We start from the raw sequence: 20687 nt of genomic DNA, 5'->3' as shown, positions 1-20687 counted from the left end.
TGATCTGCTCGAATTCCGCTAAGGAAAATCGGACGTAAGTCCTTCGTGTGACAGTCTTGACGGGGGAGGGACGTCAGTGGCATCGCTTCTGTCCAGTTGGTGGTGGACGTATCGGCCGTATCGACGGGCGCCGGCGTTTGATATGCCTGAGATGACGGTTGACTTGCGTTGAGCGGGAGGGCAAACCGTGACTTGGGCTGTGGCTGCGAACACAGCGTTGCGCTGAACCGTTCACCGATTCTTGCGCGGGCAGGGGGGGAGCGTTTCGAGACTGGTGACGCGTCGGCGCATGTGCGCGCGAGCGATAACCACGCTGTGAGGCCAGAGGTTCGCGGGCTCACGACAGAGCCCGCGACCCCGATTGGGCCATACGGGGCGAATGCGCAAATCGCGGTGATGCCGAGTGGCAAGATCGCCGACATTTGCGCAGGGCCCAGGCACGGCACCGAAGCGCATACGCTTGCTGTAGCGTCAGAGCTTGAGCTTCGTGACCTTCGTTCCGTTGATCGACACGTCGCCCATCAGGCCAGTGTTGGTCATCACAACAACCTGAACCGGTGCGGTGGCCGTGGTTGTGTCGACTGCGCCGTTTGCACCCACCTTCACGAGCGCGACAGACGCGCCTGCGCCGGCGGCCCAGCCGTCCGAATGGCGGAACTCGTCGAGCGCGCTCTGCGTCATGAACAGGAAGACGATCGCCTTCGACTGCGCGCCGGCCTGAAGACCGACCGACAGCGACGACGTGTTGTAGTAACCGACGGTATCGCCGCCAATGCGCAGGGCGCCGTTACCGGATTGCGCACCGACGATGAAGCCCGCCTGGATCACTTCCGGGAAGACCAGCACGCCGCGCGACTTCGAGACAAGTTCACGTGAGCCCTTGACGGTGGAATAGAGGCGCGTCAGCGTTGCATCGACGCTCGCGTCGATCGCCGAACCTTTGGATGCGCTGGTCGCGGCGGTATCGGGCTTGTCGCCGGTGGTGGTGCAACCGGCAAGCGCTAAGCTGCCGACGACAAGCGCTGCCGCGACCATCAGCATGGATTTCCGTTTTTGCATCGTTATTCCCTATCAGTTGTGATATGCAATCGGTTGGTCTTCACCGCGAAGACTGAAAATGTGAACGAGGTGATCGGGAGTCCATCGCAATCGTTGGCAAGATTGCGCATCACCCATTCGTTCATAAAAAATACGGAGAAATCGTGTTTCACAACGATTCATCCTAAGCGACAGGTGACTGGCGATTTGAATGCGGCGTTCAGTCACTTGGACCACTGGCCCACGAGCCTTTTTGCTGCTCTGCCATCAGCGCGTCTTATTCTGTCACGCGGCCCCTGCGGCACAAGATCTCACCGTCTCATTTTCCTCTCGAATTTGTCTCGTCAGACCGCCTGGTGCTTGTTTTTACACACAATTTGACACATTCTGATCCGACGTTTCCCGTGTGTAGCCTTGATCTGAGTGCCTCGTTTGCCGTGTGCGTGCTCGCCTTTGATTTGGCTCGAGCGTCATCGTCTATCGCGCGGGCACGAGAGGTTTTTTGTTTCAAGCGATTGGGCTATAGTTGAGATTCAAACAAGAATGACATTTATTCAAATGCGGGCCTTTCGTACTTCGTCTATTTTTCTCGCACGAAAAGGCAGGTGTCTCAATTGACGGCAATCGATGTGTTCGCGCGGATCGCAACAGGGCAATTGCGGCCGGCTTTGAGACAGTATTAATACGCTTGCCACGGATTCGGCAGCGCGACATCGCCCGTTTCAGGCAAGCCTGCGCTGGCAGCCTTCAGCTTGATGCCGACCCCCTCCATTTCCATGAATTTTCGACCAACGCCAGGCAAACGCCCGGCCTTGATGCATGAGGACTTTCTCGTGATGCCACAACGTCTGTTTCGCCGGATTTCACCAAAGGCGGCCTCGCTCCGGCGGCCAGCTTTCGCGCTTGGCGCCGCGGTGTCCATGTTGGGCGCAGCCACTCACGCTCACGCCACAGAGGGCGCGCTGGGGCGCCCGATCACGGGCACTGCCGTGCAGCCCAGCATCGGGATCGTGTCGCCCCAGCCGATCTGGATCGCGAATCTCTCCCAGATCTATTTCGACGGGAGTATCGGCGGAAACCGGCAGGTACCGGTGGCGGGCAAGACTTCGCTCGGGCTTGACGCGCAGGTTGCCCTCACGCTCGCCACGCTCATGAAGACCTGGGACACCGGCACGGGGGCATGGAATTTCGCATCGAGTTTCACGTTGCCGTATATGTGGACCAGTGTCACGGCATCGCTCGGGGTGGGCGGACGCAACGCGGCTGCCTCGCAGCGTGCGTCCAACCTGTTCGATATCAGCTTTGCGCCGATCATCGCCGGCTACCATTTCTCGCAGACCGATCATATTGCGCTCTCGCTCAACGTCTGGGCGCCGACCGGGCGCTATGACTCGAACGCGCTGGCCAATACGGGCCTGAACAATTGGACCTTCATTCCGCAGGTGGCCTATACGAAGTTAGTGCCGTCATATGGGCTGGAGTTCGATGTGGTTGCCGGCGTGCAGTTTTATACGCGCAATAACGCCACCGGTTATCAAAACGCGCCATTGTTCACGCTTGATGTGATGGGGATGAAGAAGTTCTCGAATGGTCTCGGCGTCGGCCTTGTCGTGGGCACGACACAGCAGCTTGGCAACGACACCGGTTCCACCGCCGATCGCCTGGGTGGCTTTCGTGGTCAGGACGTGGCACTCGGGCCGATCGTGACCTACGACACCAAGATCGACGGCAAGCTACCGCTCTCGTTCTCGGCTCGCTGGGTGCCGACCATTTCGAGTACTAACCGCTTCAAGAGCACGCAGACGTTCATGGCAACGGGCACGCTCATCTTCTAGTAACAGGAAATTCTCATGAGATTTGTGATATTGGCGTTGGGTCTGACGCTTGCGGCCTCCGCATTCGGCCAGAAGCCCTCCGTCTATCCGGGCCACGGTCAGAGTCCTGAGCGGCAGGCGAGTGACGATGGCGCATGCTACGGATGGGCCAGGCAGAACACTGGGATCGATCCGGCAGTGGTCGCGGCGCAGGCGGCGCCTCCGCCGGTACCGGTGGGCGGCCACGTAAGGGGGGCTGCCCGTGGGGCGGCGGCGGGTGCTGTCGTGGGTGAACTTGGGCACAACGACGTGGGGCATGCTGCGGCGGTCGGGGCAACCGTGGGTGCCGTTGCCGGCGGTGCGCGAGCGCGTGGCCGCTATGCCGCCGAAACCCGGATGGAGCAAAACGCCAAGGTGTCGCAGATGGATACGTACTGGCGTGCCTACGGGGCGTGTATGGAGGGGCGTGGCTACACGGTTAGGTGATGCTGCGAGGTTCTAACTTACGGAAGGGGTGCCCGCCACCACCGGCAACTATTGGCCGGTTTTCGTCAAGTTTGCGTTGCCGAAAAATTGGTGGTGCATCTTTGCGAACGCAGTGGGAGCCGGTCGGCGCTGTAACCATTCCAGTACGGACTGACCGCAATCGAGTACGCTCGAAGACGACGTGTCTACGACGTGATCATAGTGCCGGTTAGCGTGAATCGAGTCGAATTGAGACTTGGCCAAGCCGATCTTGCGGTTACCACGCTTAAGTTCGCGCTCGGTCAATATTTCGAGCGAACAAAAGACGCCGACTGTAAGGACCGGGAGACCGGTCAAGTCCTCTAGCATGTAGTGCCACGCATCGGATGAAAGGACGTGATCGACGATCACAGCCTGACCATGCATGGAGAAGGTCGCGGCCGTGGCATTGATGGCTCTACAGAGCGCGGCCGCGCGAACCTGTGTCACCTGCTTCTCGACATCCCAATAGTTAGCCGGCTCCATGTTTCGGAACGCGTCCAGCTCGATGTGCAAATGATGTTCGGCCAAGTTCTCACACAAATACCTGGACAGGGTGCTTTTGCCGGCACTGCTCGGACCGTTGAGCACAATGATGGTCCCATAGGGGGGATGCAGCATTTCCGTGATCGGCATTGACGTATCCATCGGTGGCCTGCGAACGCAGGCGGCGGTTCAAGTGTCGACGAACCGGATCGCGGTGTCGACCGGTTGAATCCGCCCCCAGCCAGAACGGACGCTCAGCAAACTGAGGCAGCAGGGAGATAGCAGTGGACGAAGCCTTCGAGGTGGTTACAGACATCGCGGACATCTCGCGACTGAACGAGCAACTTGCGAAGCAATTGCGTGCGACCCTCCAATACAAGGAGAGCCGCGAGATATCCTACCCGGCCGGTCACCACACCGGCACGGTGTACTTCGAGGCGCGGGCAGGCACCAGCGTACGAGCTTGGTCACCGCATGTCGCGCCGGACAAACTGCTTAACCTCGTGCTTTTTGCAGAACCCGGAAGTCCGAAGTGGATCGAGATCGCCGTCCAGTTGAACTTTCCGGCTGGCACCTATAACCGGCGTACGGCTGGTGCCTTTGTCAAGGATGGCCGGGGCGACATCTTCGTGGCGCATCGGGGCAAGCTGACAAAGGGCAATGCGGGGACTCCAAAGGACAAGGTCTTCCGCGAGTTCGCCGCCTCCACCGTCGAGGCTGCGGACAACGGCAAGACCTCCAGGGTCATCCTGATTGGCGGGTTGAAAGCGCCAGACCTTGCCGACCGGCTGTGGGCGTTCGCTGAGGAGGCCCGAGAGGTTGCGGCCCGGCCGAGTGATGCGCGGCATGGCGATGGGCAGAGTCGGTCGACAGGCGAAATCGTCGTTGGTGGTTCTGGTGGGGCAAGTGAGGCCGATGCAGGCGGCCAGCGGGCTGCGTCACCCGCGGAGCGCCTTCTGATGTCGCGGGGCTACTTCCGAGTATTTTGGTGAGGGCGCAATAGAAGGGCATGGAGGCGGCAGGCGAACCGTAGTCCATGGTGCGGTTGTCCGGGCCATGGCGCTTTTTACGCGCAACGCCTGGCTACCCGTTACAAAAACTCCCGCACCATGACTGAGATACACTGACTCGGACTTACATTGAGAAATTGCCTTGGGCAACAAGGAGAGTGCGCTCCATGCGATTGACATTTGCTCCCACCAAGGACTCCGATGCCGAGACATTGGTGCGGATTCGCATTAGCGCCATGCAGGAAAGTCTCGAGCGAGTCGGACGGTTCGACCCGCAACGGGCGCGAGACCGCTTCCTTTCAAGTTTTGAGCCGTCGCAATGCAAGTTCATTATTGTTGACGGCCAGCAGGTCGGCTTCGTATCGATAACCCTCGCCCCCGACCATATAGCGCTAGACCATCTCTACATCACACCCGGCAATCAACGAAAGGGCATAGGCGCCCTGGTCTTGGCGTCGATCTTTCGGCAAGCTGACGAAAAGTCTTTACCCCTCACTGTAGGGGCTCTCAGAGACAGTGACTCCATTCGCTTTTATATGCGGCATGGCTTCACGAGGACAGGAGAATCCGACTGGGACATATATTTCATTCGGATTCCAATCGACAATAAGCCAGAAAGTCTGCGCTGAGGCTTAGTATCGGGGGCCGCTGTGGCGCAGCCCCCTCAATGCGCAACACGGACCTGATGCGCGGATTTCTGACATTGACCCAGGCGATTAGTGTCCTGATCAATGGTGTCTCCCCCAGGGCATTTATTCAAACGTCTCGCAATGGCATTGAGTGTCGCTTGCGAGTACATCGAGAGCGGGGGAGTCCAGATCATCATTCGATCGAGCCCCACTTCTTACTGGAGAGAGGGAGCATTCGTTCCATGACGCCGTCCCGCAGAATCAAACGGTGATACAGAGCGGCGAGAACATGAGTCCCGACGATTCCAAGCAGAATGTACGATCCATAGACATGAATGTCGCCCATCGCATGACCAAGCGTCGAGCCTTCTGTCGATAATGAAGGCAACGTTACGGCACCGAACAGGTGAACCGCATAACCGCGCGACGAAGCGTTGATCCAGCCCATAATGGGAACGGCAAACAGCAAGACGTAGATCGCCGCATGCCCGGCTCCGGCAAGTGCGTTCAATAGTGGCGTGTTTGCCGCACTCTGTACCGGGTGAGTCATTCGCCACAGTAATCGCGCCAACACCAGTGCAAGCAGGGCAGTCCCAATAGACAGATGCCATCCGACCAAGCCGACGGGTAGGGTTCCCCGGTGGATATCCGGCATCGTCCACGCCACCGTATATTGGGCTATGAGCAACAGCACCATGACCCAATGAAATGCTCGGGCAACAACGCCGAATGAAGTTCGCTTATTCACTATTCAACCTTCAGTTTGAGTGGGTAGTGAATTATGCATTTATTAAGCTTAGTGAAGAATTAGGTCGTTCAAGAAATTTGCTTTTTGTAATTGTGCATAGGAACGATTATCAGTACCAAAAACGTTTTAATATCATGTGCTTGAAAAATTCGTGACTTTAAAATATCGTTCGCTTCGCCGGGAAAAAGCCACTGTCCACCCAACCCCGTGCGAAGGGAAATTATGGATCGTCACGATGCAGCAACACGCAGCACGCTAGTCAGCGTTTGGGTCAATCTTGTTTTGTCGATCGCCCAAGTGGCTATCGGGCTGCTGGCCAGGTCTCAGGCGCTTGTAGCTGACGGCATTCACTCTCTTTCCGATCTGATTTCGGACTTCCTTGTGATCGCGGCCAACCGCCAAAGCAGGCTGGCCCCTGACGCCAATCATCCCTACGGCCACCACCGATTCGAGACGGCAGCTTCGTTGCTTCTTGGTGTGCTCATGCTTGGCGTTGCGGCTGGTATCGGATGGACGGCGGTGACCCGCTTGCTCAGTCCGGCTTCCATTCCTGTGGTTCACGCGTCGGCTATCTGGGCTGCCGCTCTCGCGTTGCTCGCGAAGGAGTTGCTGTTCCGTTACATGCTCACGGTTGGCCGGCGTGTCGACTCGAAAATGCTGATTGCGAATGCGTGGCATGCAAGATCCGATGCGGCTTCGTCGCTCGTGGTGCTGGCCGGCATTCTTGCGAACGCATTCGGATTTCCCTTGGGGGACCCGATCGCTTCCTTGATTGTCGCGGCAATGGTCGCGCGAATGGGGGGGCAGATTGGGTGGGCCGCGATGAGCGACCTCATGGATCACTCAGCCGCCGATGAAGCAATATTGGCAATCGAACATGCGGTTGCCGGCGTGAGTGGCGTGCGCGGATTTCACGATCTTCGTACGCGCACCGTGGGCGATTTTGTCCTCGTCGACATTCACATCGAGGTGGACGAATTCCTGTCGGTGCGAGATGGCCACCAGATCGCAGAATCCGTGCATCACCGACTCAAAGCGATACCCAAAGTCCTGGACGTCATGACGCACGTGGATCCGGTGCCGGCAGCGCGGCTTTGATCTGCACGCCATACGTGCGAGCTAGGCGCGTTTCCAGCAATTGAATCACAGCGATAGATCCCAACGGAGACAACGTCATGAAATGCGCCACGATGCTCGCCGCGTCACTCAGGCAAATCTGGCCATTGCTAGCCGTTCGTTTGCGACTTAGCCTGCGCGTTGCTTGTCGCGGGGCCTTGGTGATGCAGATCGCGGCACTTGTCGCGATTTTTGTGTTTCAGGTGCCGGAGGATAGTTTCACAAACGACAGCTTTCGGGCTTGGGCGGCCATTGTCCTAATCACCTCGGTCGCCTTCTTCAATGTTGTCGGTTAGCCGTGTGACACTCAAAATCGGCTTGGCGTGTGTGTTCGATCCCGGCCGGCTTTGGCCGGGGGAGGGGGGCAGACGCCCTCTTTCAAGCAACCCGCTGTGTGCCCACACGTTGCATCAATCGAGTCGACTGGACGGAATCTGTGTGGCAAGCGCTTCAATCGCAAACCGCGTCTTCGATGGCAGATACGGTGTGTCCGGCCAGACCACGTGAATGTCCAGTGGCCGTGCGGCGCAACGCTCGCGCACGGCAACCAGTTCGCCCGTGGTGACGTAGTGCGACAACAACCAACAGGGCAACTGCACGAGCCCCAAACCGTCGCGCCCCGCGTCGGCGATGGCCTGCACGTCGTCCATGCTGAGTTGCCCGCAAATTGGCAACGCCTTCGCCATTCCATCCGGTTCGAGCACGGTCCAGGGCATCACCGCGCCCGCACGCGCATACGTGACACCGACGTGGCGGGCAAAGTCTTCCACTGCCACCGGCGCGCCGTGCTGGGCAAGGTACGACGGCGCCGCTCCGATGCTCTGGTTCTGGACACCGATGCGACGAGAAGCCAGTCGCCCTGCGCCGCCCACATCGCCAATGCGTACGGCCAGATCGAATCCCTCCTCGACCAGATCCACCGCGCGATCTGAAAACGAAATGTGGACCTGTAGCTCAGGGTGCTTTCTAGTCAGGGCGAACAACACGGGGGCGACGCAGCGGTGACCAAAGGCAGTGGGTGCGCTCACGCGCAACCGGCCACGCGGCTCACTCGCGCCGCTCTCGAGTTCCGCCTCGCCAGCATGAAGCTCCGCTAGTGCCCGAACGCATCGGTCGTAATAGGCCCGTCCCGCCTCCGTTAACGCCTGGTTGCGCGTCGTGCGATGAAGCAGCCGTGTGCCCAGTCGCGCCTCAAGCCTGGTCACGACCTTGCCGACCGCGGAGCGCGTGATATGCAGCCGTTCGGCCGCCTCCGTAAAGCTGCCAGCTTCGACCACTTGGACGAAGACATCGACGCCATCGAGTTTGCCAATCAATTGGGGCCTCCATAGCCTCATTGCTGGGAAAAAACTTCAGCAATGGGGAATTTATCTCCCGATATAGTACCTGTAACCTCCGGCGTTGGTTGCTTGTCAGCCGCTCGCTGCTCCGCCTCGCACGGCCGCTATCGCCCTGCGGGTCAATCTAATCCCGACGGCTCTGATGAAACATTCCCTAAACAACAAATTGGCCCTCGCGGCGGTCTGTCTCACGGCGCTGATGTTCGGCTTGGAAATTTCCAGCGTTCCTGCCGTACTGCCGACCCTGGCCGCCGACCTGCATGCCGACTTCAAGGCGCTCCAATGGATCATGAATGCCTACACGCTGGCCTGCACTACCGTGCTGATGGCGACTGGCTCGCTGGCGGATCGATTCGGCCGCAAACGCGTCTACGCGATCAGCATCGTGCTGTTCGCGATCACGTCGCTGGCGTGCGGCCTTGCTCAGACCACCTCGGTGTTGATCGTCAGCCGCTTCCTGCAAGGGGTGGCCGGTGGAGCCATGCTGATCTGTCAGGTGGCGATCCTGTCCCACCAGTTTCGAGAAGGACGCGAGCGCAGCCGGGCGTTCGGTGTATGGGGCATCATCTTCGGCATCGGTCTCGGCTTCGGCCCGATGGTCGGTGGCGCAATCGTTGCGCTTACCGATTGGCCCTGGGTCTTCCTCGTACATGTGCTGATCTCGATGGTCGCGCTCTGGCTCACGGTGTCAGGCGTGCAGGAGTCGCGCGATCCGCATGCGCAAACGCTCGACATCGGCGGGATCCTCACATTGTCGATCTCGAGCTTTTGCCTCGTGTACTTCATTACCCAAGGCGCGGTTCTTGGCTGGGGAAGTCGGCCCGCGCTGAGCATGCTGCTATCAGCGCTCGTCAGCTTCGTCATGTTCGTTGTCATCGAGATGCGCACCGAGCGCCCAGCGTTCGATTTTTCGGTGTTCCGGATCCGCGCATTCTCGGGCGCTATGTTCGGCTCGATGGGAATGAACTTCAGCTACTGGCCGTTCATGATCTATCTGCCGATCTACTTTCACGGTGTGCTGGGTTACGACGGCCTGGCGGCCGGACTAGCCTTGCTGAGCTATACATTGCCGACGTTGGTGGTGCCGCCGCTCGCCGAACGCCTCGCCGCGAAATACGATGCGAAGCGTGTCATTCCGCTCGGCATGTTCACCATCGGTCTTGGCTTCCTACTGATGAAACTCGGAACTGGCGCTCCCCTCGCGGGCTGGCTGGCGATGCTGCCAGGGTGCGTCCTGTGCGGCACCGGCCTTGGTCTAACGAATACGCCGGTCACGAACACGGCGACGGGGGCCGTTTCGCCGAATCGTGCGGGCATGGCATCCGGTATCGACATGAGCGCACGCCTGATCAGCCTGGCGATCAACATCGCCGTGATGGGATTCCTGCTTCTCGAAGGTGTTCACAGCGGGCTTGCCCGGGCATTGCCGAAGGAGTGGGATGCCGCAACCTCGCAGCGGCTCGCTGAGCAGGTTGCAGCCGGTGAATTTGCAGGGCTCACGACCAGCACGGATCTTGCAATGGCACACGCAGCGCTCGTCCACGGTTTCGAGTGGGTGATGCTCTACGGCATGGCTGGTGCCTGGCTTCTGGCACTGCTCAGCCGAGTCGCCTTCGGAGTGAGCCCCAAGATGTCGGCTCAACGCGTTGAGCCTTGAGGCCTCGCCAAACTATCACTTGCCGGGGAGATGGGGTATCTCTCCCGGCGCCTTGGCTTTGCAATCCAAGATGGGCTATTCATCACGGTCGGCCAAGGCTGCGATGTCAGGCGAACGCCGGCTGGTTCTTGACGCTCGGGCGTTCCAGCATTCTCGTGTACCAAGCGAGAAGGGCTTCGCACTCCGCAGGCACGGACAGCTTCACGATCGACGCAAAGACCAGAGCGCCAATGAGGGTGATATCGGCCATCGAGAAGGCATCCCCGGCGACAAACATTTGCTTTTTCAGAATGCCATTGAAGTAGCGCATGCCCCTCAGGGCTTTGTCGCGCTGACGCCCCCCCCATTCGGGGTTCTGATAGCGTTCGACGTCGGGCCCAAGCCCTGGCGTGGCATGGTGGAAATAGACACTGATGGCATCGAGCACCTCCAGCTCGGCGCGCTTACTCATCATGTGGATCACGCCCTTTTCAAGCGGTGTCTTGCCGGTTAGCGTGGGTGCGCCATCGAGCGTATCGAGATATTCGGTAATGGCGGTGCATTCGGCGATGCAGGCGCCGTCGTTGAGTTCGAGGACCGGCAGCGTGCCCGAGTAGTTTTTCTCGGCGATGAACTCGGGTCTTTTGTGTTCCCCCTTGTAAAGATCGACCATCACGAACTCGACGCGCGATTGCAGATTTTTCTCGGCTAGGGCGATACGCACGCGTGTCGGATAAGGCCCTTTTGGAAAATCGTAAATCGTCATGATCGGGAGCGTGGTTACGTCAAAATTGGTGGTGCCGGAAGTCATATTTGCCTCGCTGTGCGCTCTGTTACGCGGGATTGGACAATATGGGGAGGTCATTGTCCGTGATGTCTACCTAACGTTCGTTAGGTTAACGGTAGCGGCTATACTCTCCTGCGTCAACAGTCATTCCAGTTTGTGGAGGCGGTAGTAGTGAAGAACAATTCAGGCTTGAACTCCAGGGAGCGAATCCTGGTGGCTGCCACAAAGATTGCGCAGGCGCACGGCTACAGCGGCTTGAATTATCGTGAGCTCGCTGAGGATATCGGCATCAAGCCCGCGAGCATCTACCATCACTTCGCAAGCAAGGCCGATCTCGGCGTAGCGGTGGCGAGGCGTTATTGGGAGAGTTCAGCCGCGACCCTGGATGCGCTTTTGGCCGAATCCGCAGATCCGATCGACTGCCTGCGCCACTATCCCGATACCTTTCGCAAGGCGCTTGAGAGTGGCAATCGCATGTGCCTTTGCAGCTTCATGGCTGCGGAATCTGATGACCTGCCGGAAATGGTGATGAAAGAGGTCCAGACCTTTGCCGATGTGAATGTGGCGTGGCTGAGCCGGGTGCTATCCGCCGCGGCCGTGGTCAGCGCTGAGGATAGTGAACGGCGTGCTCGCGCCATCTTCGCAGCCGTCGCTGGCGCTCAGCTCATCGCCAGGAGCCGCTCGGATATTTCTGTCTACGACGGGCTAATTGAAAGCTATCGCGTTGCTGGTCTTCTGCCGGCATAGCAGTCGCGATGCCGTAGCCGGATATCGTCCGAAGGTTCACTTCGCTATTGAAGGACGCCGCCGCCACATGAGAAAACTCCTGGGCCGGCGCTGACGGCAAGCACGGTCTGTACGAGTACACGCACACGCTCTCGCTTCCAGCCTGATGCGGCCGGAGCGGCAATCATCTTCCCGGTTTCGCCGAACGCGATCAGCGACACGTCGTCATCTTCGACTTGGCCTCGCAGATACCGAGTTTCCCTATTCCTCGCAAGACGCGGTGTAGCTCGAACACCGCGCGTCAGCTCGAGCGTGACCTTCCCCATTTTCGCCGTATTACTTTTCCAGTGGCGTCCCGGTGAACGGAGATTTCATCCGGGAAACAATGTAAGTAATTGATTGTTATTGAAATTGTTTGCGTGCTTCCGCTCGGTGAAATGACGTCCCGCGACGAATTTTTAGCGACTTATATTGGCCCTGTCGGGTGCATGGGGCGCAATCAAAGCGCGCTCGAAAACCGTCAAATTTTCCACACACGGTACATCGCTATGTTCAATAAACAAAATGAAGTGCGTTCCTGTCGAAGCCTCGCCCGACGTTTGACGCAGGCGTTCATCCTGGGGCTTACCGGGATGGCCGTGGTTTCCGCTTCGGCGTTTGCTGCAGAGAAGGCCGCGATTCTGTTGCCCGGTAGTATCAACGACCAGAGCTGGAACGCGCAGGGTTACGCGGGGGTGAAGCAACTCAAGGCCATGGGTTGGGACGTCGCTTACTCGGAGAACGTCCAGCCTGCGGACATGGCGCAGGCCATGCGCGACTACGCACGTCAGGGCTATAGCCTGGTCATCGGTCATACCGGGCGCTTTCAGTCGGCGGCGCAAGCCGTTGGCCCGCGCTTTCCGAAGACGTTGTTCGTGGTGGGCTCCGGCTCGGCCGGATCTGGCAAAAACGTGACTTCGGTCGACTTCGACAACACACAGTTCGGCTATCTGGAAGGTGTACTGGCGGCACGAATGAGCAAGACCGGCAAGATCGGGTCGGTGAACGGCCTTGAGGGCCTGCCTAATGTGGTCGCTCAGGTCGGTGCATTCCGTAAAGGGGCCAAGAGCGTGCGGCCGGACATTCAGGTCAAGGTGATCTATGTCCAGGATATGGAGGACGCCGGCGCGGCCAAGGAAGCGGCACTGTCGCTGATCGCGTGGGGAGCCGACTTTGTCACTGGCAAGTTGAATGCGGGTCAGTCCGGGATCATTGCCGCGGCGAAGGAGAAAAATGTCTACGCCGCCGGCCGTTCGGTGGCTGACACGGTGCTCGCGCCGAAGAATGTGCTGACGAATATCGTCGAGCAATGGGGCGATATGTACGCCGCTGTTGCCGATTCGGCAGCGCACGGCCCGAAGGGCGGGGAATATCGCTTGTACGGCCTGAATAGTAAAGGAAGCACGGGCGCGCAACTCGCCTACCAACCGGGACAGCAGTTCAACCCCGTGGTACCGGCTGCCATCTCGCAGGAGTTGGGCGACGTCGAGAAAAAGTTCGCTTCCGGCAATCTGAAGGTTACCGTGACGCCGCAAGACGCGCGCGGCGGACTGTAACGATGACGAGCGTGCAGAGCACGGCGGGCAACCCGCCGTTGCGGCCCATTCTCGAGCTGCAGAAGATATGTAAGCGGTTTGGCGCTGTCGTGGCCAATGACAGCGTCGATCTGGTCGTGCCTCGCGGGCGCATCGTTGCACTGCTCGGCGAGAATGGGTCGGGAAAGAGCACGCTGATGAAGCTGGTGTTTGGCATCACCCGTCCTGACAGCGGGGTGATTCTATTCAAAGGGCGAGAGCTCGCGGGGCATGACCCGCGCGATGCGATTGCCGTGGGCATCGGCATGATTCATCAGCATTTCATGCTCGTCGAGTCGATGGCCGTCGTGGACAACGTCATGCTCGGATGGCCCGCATCCGGACGCTGGCTACGCCGCGCAAAGATGGCGGAATTGGTCAGGAAGGCCAGTGCCCGCTACGGTCTGGAACTGGACCCCGAGAGTCTCGTCTCGGACCTCTCTTTTGGCCAGCGTCAGCGTGTCGAGATCGTCAAGGCGATCCTGCGCGGCGCGGATCTGCTTATCCTGGACGAACCCACCTCCAACCTGAGCGCACCTGAGGTGAAGAGCCTCACCAAGATCATGCACGTGTTCAAGGAGGAGGGGCGGTCGGTCATTTTCATCACCCACAAACTCGGGGAAGTGATGGAAGCCTGCGACGAGGGCATTGTTTTGCGCTCAGGCAGGGTGGCGAGCAAGTTTGTCGTAGCTCACACTCATCGATCCGAGCTTGCCCGTCTAATGGTCGATCGCGATATCGACGAGCCGACGCGTCGCGCCGAATTTGGCAATCGCGAAACCGTGCTTCAGGTTCGCGGACTCACCGTCGCGGACAAGCTCGGCCAACCGCGGATCAACGACGTGAATTTCGAGTTGCGCCGCGGCGAGATTCTGGCGATTGCCGGCGTCGATGGAAACGGTCAGACGGAACTCGCCGAGGCGCTTGCCGGACTGCGCCGGAGGAGGCGCGGTTCGATCACGCTCGATGGCGTCGACATCTCCGATATGGGGGCACGCGGCCGCCTCGCGGCAGGTATTGCTTATGTGCCAGTCGATCGTGCTCACACGAGCCTGATTCCTGCAATGACAGTCGAAGACAACCTCGCGATTCGAGATTTCTCCCGAAAGCCATTCAGCAAGGGGGCAATGCTCAATCGCAAGGCGTTTCGCCGTCGTGCTCAAGAACAGATCGCGGCGTTCCGGATTGCCTGCCCGGGGCCCGAGGGCATTGCCGGCGCGTTGTCCGGCGGCAATCAGCAGAAGATCGTGCTGGCGCGAGAGATAGGGCGAGAGCCACGTGTGCTGATCGCGATGCAGCCGACATGGGGCCTCGATCCGGGGGCGACGAGGTTCGTCGTGGACCGGATTCTGGCGCTTCGCGATGCCGGCGCGGCCGTCATCTACATTTCGGCAGAACTGGAAGAGGTGCTGATGCTGGGAGATCGCATCGGTGTATTGAGCGCGGGGCAATTGAAGGGCGTCGTCGCTCGCGAGCACGTCGATCTGACGCAGATCGGCATGCTGATGGCCGGGGCAGACGAGATGCCGGAACGTTCGAAAGCCATGGAGGGTTCGTTGACGTGATGAGCACCGAAGAGCCTACGATGGCAATTACCCGGCCAGAACCGCTGATCGACCGCATCTTGCAGCACCTCACGCTGGCTCGCGCCCTTAGAGACGCGATCCTTGCCGTTCTCCTCGCGTTCGGCCTGACGGCGATCTTCATCATGATGTCGGGGCACAACCCGGCGGTCGCATTCTGGCATATGGCGATCGGTGCATTTGGGTCGGCCGATGCAGTGGCCTTCGCCTTGAACAAGAGCGCGCCATACATCCTCGCGGCTGCCGGTATCGCCTTGTGTTTCCGCGCCCGCATCATCAGCATCGGTGCAGAAGGACAAATTGCCGTCGGCGGGATCTGCGCGACATGGGCGGCATTGCATACCGGCGATCTGTCCGGCCCGTTACCGCTTCTGATGTCACTGCTGAGTGCGGCCATCGGGGGAGCACTCTGGGCTTTCCTCGCGGCAGCGCTGCGAATTTGGCGAGGTGTCAATGAGGTCATCTCGACACTGATGCTCAATTTCGTGGGCCTTCTGCTGGTGGGTGAGGTGCTCAATGGTCCAATGGGCGAGCCGGGGGCCGGGTTTCCCCAATCCCCGGTGGTTCCGGATAGCACGTTCTTGCCGCTGCTGATTTCGAATACCGATCTGACGATTGGCATTCTGCTGGCAATCTTCGCCTGCCTGGCCGTAGCCTTTCTGCTGTGGAGGACCCCCTTCGGATTCGGCGCTCGCATGCTCGGTGCGAGTCCGTCGGCCGCTCGCTACTCGGGGGTGTCGCAGACACATGTCGTCATCGTTGCAATGTTGATCGCCGGCGGATTGGCCGGTGTCGCGGGGGCGATCGAAGTGCTCGGCGTGCAATCTCGCCTGATTGAAGGCTTTTCCGTCGGCTTCGGTTTCAAGGGGGTCGCTGTGGCGCTGCTGGCCGGACTGGACCCGCTGGCGGTCATTCCGGCGGGGCTGTTCTTTGGCTTCGTCGAGGCTGGCGCCCTCGCAATGCAGCGAGACATTGGCGTGCCGTCGTCACTTGTTTATGTGCTTCAAGGACTGACGATGGTGTTTGTGCTTTGCGCACGCGGGCTGGACCGGAGGCATAAGCGCGTATGAACCTCTTTCTCGACACGAACGTTGCGGCCGGACTGATTGCTTCCACGGTTCGCATTGCCACGCCGCTGATGTTCGCCGCGCTTGGCGCGACACTTTGCGAGGCCGCGGGAACCTTCGGCGTCTGCGTGGAAGGCATGATGTTGATGGGCGCGTTCTCGGGCGCGGTTGTCGAATACCTCAGCGGAAACTACATGGCCGGCCTTCTGTTCAGTGCATTGGGCGGTGCAGCCATTGGATTGATCATGACCGTCGTCACCGGCAGGTTCCGAACCGATCACATGGTCACGGGGCTATCGGTCAATATCCTGGTTGCAGGTGTGACGAGCTTTGCGCTTCGCGCCCTCTTTGGTGGACGTGCACCGAATCTGCAACTTCCTACGCCTGGCCCGGTGTTGATTCCCGGCTTATCGAAGCTGCCCGTCATCGGCCCCGGCCTGTTCCATCAGACATTGCTGACCTATGTCGCCTTTGCCTGTCCCTTCCTGCTTCACCTTCTGATGCGACGCACACAAACCGGGTTGTTGGTTCGTGCCACGGGCGAAAACCCGTCGGCGGTCTTCGCTGCCGGGTCCAACCCAGCCGCCGTGCGGGGTTGGGCGCTCATTGCCGCCGGGGCATTTGCCGGTGTGGGCGGCGCGGCGTTGGCGCTGGATCAATTGGGCACCTTCACCGACGGGATGACCAACGGCCGGGGATTCATTGCGCTCGCCGCCGTGTTGATCGGCCGCTGGCGGCCGGTGCCCGTCATGCTCGCCTGTCTGCTGTTCGGCGCGAGCAATGCCGTCGGTCTCAATATGCAGGGTTGGGGGCTGTCGACGAGTTCCTATGTGATCCAGATGGCCCCGTATCTGATGGCGCTCGCCGTCCTGTGTTTCTTCGGCCGTGCTACGCGCATGCCGTCTGCATTGGGCACGGCGATTGTCCGTCATTGATCGTCCATCGTCAGATATCGATAGACCGCCCGTCTTCACCGTTGATGCCTCGATGTCGTATTGGGAGAGGTTGGGCGCCACATCCGACGTATTTCGTATTCCGTAATCCGATGAAATTCATATCGATCTTTTAGGAACCTCTGATGAAGATCCATCTGCATAAAATTCCCATGATGTCGCCGAGCGATACGTCGGTGTTGGAACGCCTGATCGATAGCGGCGATATCGATCCGTCCACGATCGTTGCTGTCATTGGCAAAACTGAGGGCAATGGCGGCGCTAACGATTTCACGCGAGGGTTTGCCACGCAGTCATTTCAACTGCTGATTGCGAGCAAAATGGGCGTTTCGCGCGACGCCATCGCGAGCCGGATTTGCTTTGTCTGGTCGGGCGGCACGGAAGGGGTGCTATCGCCTCACGCAACCGTCTTCACGCGAGTCGATGACGATGGCGCTACAAGTTCCAACGGTGCGGCACGACTCGTTCTGGGTGTCACCGTAACCCGAGATCTTCTGCCCGAGGAAATCGGCACGCTCAGGCAAGTCGAGCTGGTTGCGGAAGCGGTACGTGGCGCGATGCTTCAGGCCTGCATTTCGGATCCCAGGGACGTCCATTACGTGCAGGTCAAAGGACCGTTGCTGACGCCGGCCCTCATCGCCGATGCAGACAAGCGTGGTAAGCCGATCGTCACCCGCGACGCGAATGCATCGAAGCCGTATGCGCGGGGCGCAACCGCGCTGGGGGTTGCCATCGCGCTCGACGAAGTGGATGCCTCCGGCGTGTCGAACGAAGCGATTGCGAAACGGCTCGAGCTGTACTCGTCGGTCGCGTCGACATCGGCGGGCGGGGAGCTGAGAAATTGCGAGGTACTCCTTTTCGGCAATTCACCACGGTCGACGAGCGATTTCTCGATTCGTCATCGTGTGTTGAATGACGTCATCGACGCGAATACGGTCCGGGATCTGATTGGCGATGCGCCAGGCGGCGCCGTTGCCGCGATCTTCGCAAAGGCCGACGCGAGTCCTGACGGCCGGATACGCGGATGGAGAACCACGATGCTGACCGACGCCGATATCAACTATGAGCGCCACGCGCGTGCCGCGCTAGGGGCTGTAATCGGATCGATCACGAGCGACCCGGCGATCTTCGTTTCGGGCGGGACGGAGCATCAATGCGCGCCGGGAGAAATGCCGATTGCCGCCATCATTCGTCACTAAGTCGGGGATCCCTTTGCCGAAAGACGATCAGTTGTGGACCTATTCCGCCAGCGAACTGGCGACGGGGTTCGGGCGAGGCGAATACACGCCGATCGACGTTCTGGAGAGTGTCATCACTCGCATGGAGGGCATCAATCCACGCATCAACGCGGTGGTTACGACGGATCTTGATACCGCGCGCATCGCTGCGAAGGCGAGCGCGCAGCGATGGCGCAATGGCTGTCCGTCAGGCGCGCTGGATGGGGTTCCGATGACCGTCAAAGACAATGTCCCCGTGGCGGGAATGCGTGCGACGTGGGGGAGCGAACTTTTCGGCACCTACGTTCCGAGCGAGGATGAGTTGTGCGTGGCGCGTTTGCGTGCGGCGGGAGCCGTCATTGTGGGGAAGACGAATTGCCCCGAACTCACCGTGCAGGGATATACGGACAATGCGATTTTCGGGCTCACCCGGAATCCCTTCGACCTGGATCTGACGCCGGGCGGCTCGAGCGGCGGGGCCGTGGCTGCGGTCGCCGCAGGCATCTGCCCGATTGCGATCGCGACGGATGGCGGAGGATCGATTCGCCGGCCTGCGTCGTATACGGGACTCATCGGTATGAAGCCCTCGCGGGGCCGGGTTGCCCGTGCGGACGGCTTTGCCGCCATTCTTCATGACTGCGAGGTGGTCGGCCCCATTGCCCGTACCGTAGCGGACGTGCGCCGCGTGATGGAAATCATCGGCCGCCCCCATTTTCGCGATCCGCTGTCTGTGCTCCTCGCCGATGATGCTTACGAAGCGGCCTGCCCGAAGCCATGTCGAATTCTCTACTTGCCGGAGTTCGGTTCATCGCCGGTCGACCGTCAGATTGCCGATAGCGTGGCACAGGCCGCAGATCTGTTGTCGTCGCTGGGACATCGCGTCGAAGCCGGGGCGGTGCCATTCGACATCGACGCGCTCGGAATGGCATGGACGACCATCAGCCAGACCGGTCTGACGTGGTTGCTGAAGCGACATTCCAGCGGGGGAAATCGCGTGGGCGCTGATATTCAGGCAATGTACGAGGCCGGTAGCCGCTTACGGGCCGAGCAGTACTACGAGGCACTGGCGATGCTGGCGGAACTCAAATCCACACTCGCCGAGCTTTACGAGGCCTATGACCTGATCATGTCCCCCTCTGCCGCCGCAATGCCATGGCCTGCCGGCGAAGCGTTCCCAAACATCATCGACGATCAGCCTGTGGGGCCGCGCGGGCACGCGATCTTTACGGGGTTCGTCAACATGTCAGGTTGCGCGGCAATCAATTTGCCCTCGGCACCCAATGCGCGAGGCGTGCCGATCGGCTTTCAGCTCGTCGGCCCGGTGGGCGCCGACAAGCTGCTTTGCGACATCGGCGAGCAATACGAAAGTGCATTTCGTCCGCCACGTATTTGGCCTTTGCGCTAGGTCCGCTTGCCGTTATCGGGTGTCGGTGTCTCGGGCAAGGCCATCAACTGCATGTGACAGTCGACATGCGGGCGGAAATGATGGCCTTGACCTCGGCAGGCAGACGGCCTCCGATGGCGGCCGTGACTTCGGCGGCAGCTACCATCACCGATTTGCTCAAACCGTCCAGGCGTTCGAGCGTGACGCGAAGCGTCGGGCCGACTACGGAGATCGCGGCGATGGGCAGCGAGAACTCGTTGAAGACTGGTGCCGCAATGCACCTTAACCCGATAGCCACCTCTTCGTTGTCGACGGCATATCCCGTCTGGCGAATTTCCCGCAGCGCTGAGTGAAGCGCAGTGCCACGATTAATCGATTGCGGTGTCAGACGCGGGAGGCCTTGCTGGACCAATTGCGTGACGCGCTCCGGGGGCAACCACGCAAGAATCGACTTTCCCATGGCCGTGTTCGCGAGCGGTGAGCGCTGCCCCGGACGACAGATGGCGCGCATCGTCTGCTTGCTCTCGATCTGATGCAACAGCAGGATTTCGTCCTGATCGAGTCCTCCGACATTCACCGTCTCTCCGACGATATCGCGCAGACGCCGCAGCATAGGCGTTGCGATGGCGACCATGTCGCGGCGCTGCATGAACGCCGACCCGACGGCAAAACACTGCGGGCCGATTCTCCACAGATTTTTCTCCGATTCGAACACCACGAAGCGTCGCTGCTGAAGCGTTGTGAGCAGTCGATGAATCGTCGGGGCGGGCAGGCCGCTGCGCTCGGCAAGATCGACGAGCCGGTAGCCGTCGTCATCTTCCGAAAGGATTTCCAGCACGGTGAGCGCTCTCGATAGCGCCTGAACGGAGGACTTATCTTCGCGCAGGATGGGTTCCACCTTGCGCGATGCGTCGTTGCGAGACTTTCCGGGGAGCAGTGCCATACGCGTTATACCGAAAGTTGCCGCGCGCGATCCCGAAGCGCAGGCGATACCGCGTACGGTCGGTGAGGGGGCGACGGGGTTTGACAGCTATCG

Annotated in this window: 20 protein-coding genes; 14 read left to right on the top strand and 6 right to left on the bottom strand. The window is 59.9% G+C overall.

Translation table 11 applies throughout. The annotated features are described in order from the left end of the window. Positions 1–471 precede the first annotated feature (471 nt). On the bottom strand, positions 472–1059 hold the full coding sequence (locus C266_RS05130; RefSeq protein WP_010806181.1) for a YSC84-related protein: 588 nt from the start codon (positions 1057–1059) through the stop codon (positions 472–474). Positions 1060–1958: 899 nt separating this feature from the next. Between C266_RS05130 and C266_RS05125 the strand changes: the two genes are divergently transcribed. Next, complete coding sequence (locus tag C266_RS05125) at positions 1959–2873, top strand: transporter (RefSeq protein ID WP_051126157.1); 915 nt, start codon at positions 1959–1961, stop codon at positions 2871–2873. Between the two features lie 15 nt (positions 2874–2888). Further along, complete coding sequence (locus C266_RS05120; RefSeq protein ID WP_010806179.1) at positions 2889–3338, top strand: YMGG-like glycine zipper-containing protein; 450 nt, start codon at positions 2889–2891, stop codon at positions 3336–3338. 48 nt (positions 3339–3386) lie between these two features. Here C266_RS05120 and C266_RS05115 read toward each other — a convergent pair whose 3' ends face one another. Beyond that, entirely contained in the window at positions 3387–3992 is a 606-nt protein-coding gene (locus tag C266_RS05115; RefSeq protein WP_010806178.1) for a chloramphenicol phosphotransferase CPT family protein, read from the bottom strand. Positions 3993–4126: 134 nt separating this feature from the next. Between C266_RS05115 and C266_RS26045 the strand changes: the two genes are divergently transcribed. Beyond that, positions 4127–4834 carry a hypothetical protein gene (locus C266_RS26045; protein WP_010806177.1) on the top strand — a complete coding sequence of 236 codons (708 nt, stop codon included), beginning with the start codon at positions 4127–4129 and terminating at the stop codon, positions 4832–4834. Between the two features lie 185 nt (positions 4835–5019). Then, positions 5020–5481 carry a GNAT family N-acetyltransferase gene (locus C266_RS05105; RefSeq protein ID WP_010806176.1) on the top strand — a complete coding sequence of 154 codons (462 nt, stop codon included), beginning with the start codon at positions 5020–5022 and terminating at the stop codon, positions 5479–5481. Positions 5482–5674: 193 nt separating this feature from the next. Here C266_RS05105 and C266_RS05100 read toward each other — a convergent pair whose 3' ends face one another. Then, positions 5675–6229 carry a cytochrome b gene (locus C266_RS05100; protein ID WP_036661608.1) on the bottom strand — a complete coding sequence of 185 codons (555 nt, stop codon included), beginning with the start codon at positions 6227–6229 and terminating at the stop codon, positions 5675–5677. Between the two features lie 222 nt (positions 6230–6451). Between C266_RS05100 and C266_RS05095 the strand changes: the two genes are divergently transcribed. Together C266_RS05095 and C266_RS05090 are read left to right on the top strand one after the other, a co-directional pair. Beyond that, the gene (locus C266_RS05095; RefSeq protein WP_010806174.1) at positions 6452–7327 is read left to right on the top strand and encodes a cation diffusion facilitator family transporter; all 876 of its coding nucleotides are present in this window, start codon (positions 6452–6454) and stop codon (positions 7325–7327) included. Between the two features lie 77 nt (positions 7328–7404). Beyond that, complete coding sequence (locus C266_RS05090; protein WP_010806173.1) at positions 7405–7641, top strand: hypothetical protein; 237 nt, start codon at positions 7405–7407, stop codon at positions 7639–7641. 114 nt (positions 7642–7755) lie between these two features. On the opposite strand, the gene C266_RS05085 is transcribed toward C266_RS05090, so the two are convergent. Then, positions 7756–8661, bottom strand: coding sequence for a LysR family transcriptional regulator (locus C266_RS05085; RefSeq protein WP_010806172.1), 906 nt, complete (start codon positions 8659–8661; stop codon positions 7756–7758). Positions 8662–8827: 166 nt separating this feature from the next. On the opposite strand from C266_RS05085, the gene C266_RS05080 reads away from it, so the two are divergent. Continuing rightward, on the top strand, positions 8828–10342 hold the full coding sequence (locus C266_RS05080; RefSeq protein ID WP_036661602.1) for an MFS transporter: 1515 nt from the start codon (positions 8828–8830) through the stop codon (positions 10340–10342). A gap of 106 nt (positions 10343–10448) precedes the next feature. Here C266_RS05080 and C266_RS05075 read toward each other — a convergent pair whose 3' ends face one another. Continuing rightward, positions 10449–11132, bottom strand: coding sequence for a glutathione S-transferase (locus tag C266_RS05075; RefSeq protein ID WP_010806170.1), 684 nt, complete (start codon positions 11130–11132; stop codon positions 10449–10451). A gap of 147 nt (positions 11133–11279) precedes the next feature. Between C266_RS05075 and C266_RS05070 the strand changes: the two genes are divergently transcribed. The 7 genes from C266_RS05070 (at position 11280) to C266_RS05040 (ending at position 19672) form a co-directional block, all read left to right on the top strand. Then, on the top strand, positions 11280–11855 hold the full coding sequence (locus tag C266_RS05070) for a TetR/AcrR family transcriptional regulator (RefSeq protein ID WP_010806169.1): 576 nt from the start codon (positions 11280–11282) through the stop codon (positions 11853–11855). Positions 11856–12382: 527 nt separating this feature from the next. Next, positions 12383–13429 (top strand): BMP family protein, encoded by a 1047-nt coding sequence (locus C266_RS26040; RefSeq protein WP_168162866.1) that lies wholly within the window; start codon positions 12383–12385, stop codon positions 13427–13429. Between the two features lie 2 nt (positions 13430–13431). Continuing rightward, complete coding sequence (locus tag C266_RS05060; RefSeq protein ID WP_010806166.1) at positions 13432–15012, top strand: ABC transporter ATP-binding protein; 1581 nt, start codon at positions 13432–13434, stop codon at positions 15010–15012. 20 nt (positions 15013–15032) lie between these two features. Next, positions 15033–16100, top strand: a complete 1068-nt coding sequence (locus tag C266_RS05055) for an ABC transporter permease (protein WP_168162865.1) — start codon at positions 15033–15035, stop codon at positions 16098–16100. Further along, entirely contained in the window at positions 16097–17032 is a 936-nt protein-coding gene (locus C266_RS05050) for an ABC transporter permease (protein WP_010806164.1), read from the top strand. The genes C266_RS05055 and C266_RS05050 overlap by 4 nt, the downstream gene beginning before the upstream one ends. 143 nt (positions 17033–17175) lie before the next feature. Continuing rightward, a complete protein-coding gene (locus C266_RS05045; protein ID WP_010806163.1) occupies positions 17176–18249 on the top strand; it encodes a ring-opening amidohydrolase in 1074 nt (357 codons plus the stop codon). Between the two features lie 13 nt (positions 18250–18262). Further along, on the top strand, positions 18263–19672 hold the full coding sequence (locus C266_RS05040) for an amidase (RefSeq protein WP_010806162.1): 1410 nt from the start codon (positions 18263–18265) through the stop codon (positions 19670–19672). A 43-nt stretch (positions 19673–19715) separates the two neighbouring features. Here the strand turns inward: C266_RS05040 and C266_RS05035 are convergent, their stop codons facing one another. Next, positions 19716–20594, bottom strand: a complete 879-nt coding sequence (locus C266_RS05035) for an IclR family transcriptional regulator (protein WP_010806161.1) — start codon at positions 20592–20594, stop codon at positions 19716–19718. Positions 20595–20687 lie beyond the last annotated feature (93 nt).

The sequence above is a fragment of the Pandoraea sp. SD6-2 genome (assembly GCF_000389825.1).
Classification (GTDB): Bacteria; Pseudomonadota; Gammaproteobacteria; order Burkholderiales; family Burkholderiaceae; genus Pandoraea; species Pandoraea communis.
The sequence above is the reverse complement of the archived record's forward strand: the minus strand, read 5'-3'. Positions and strand labels throughout refer to the sequence as shown.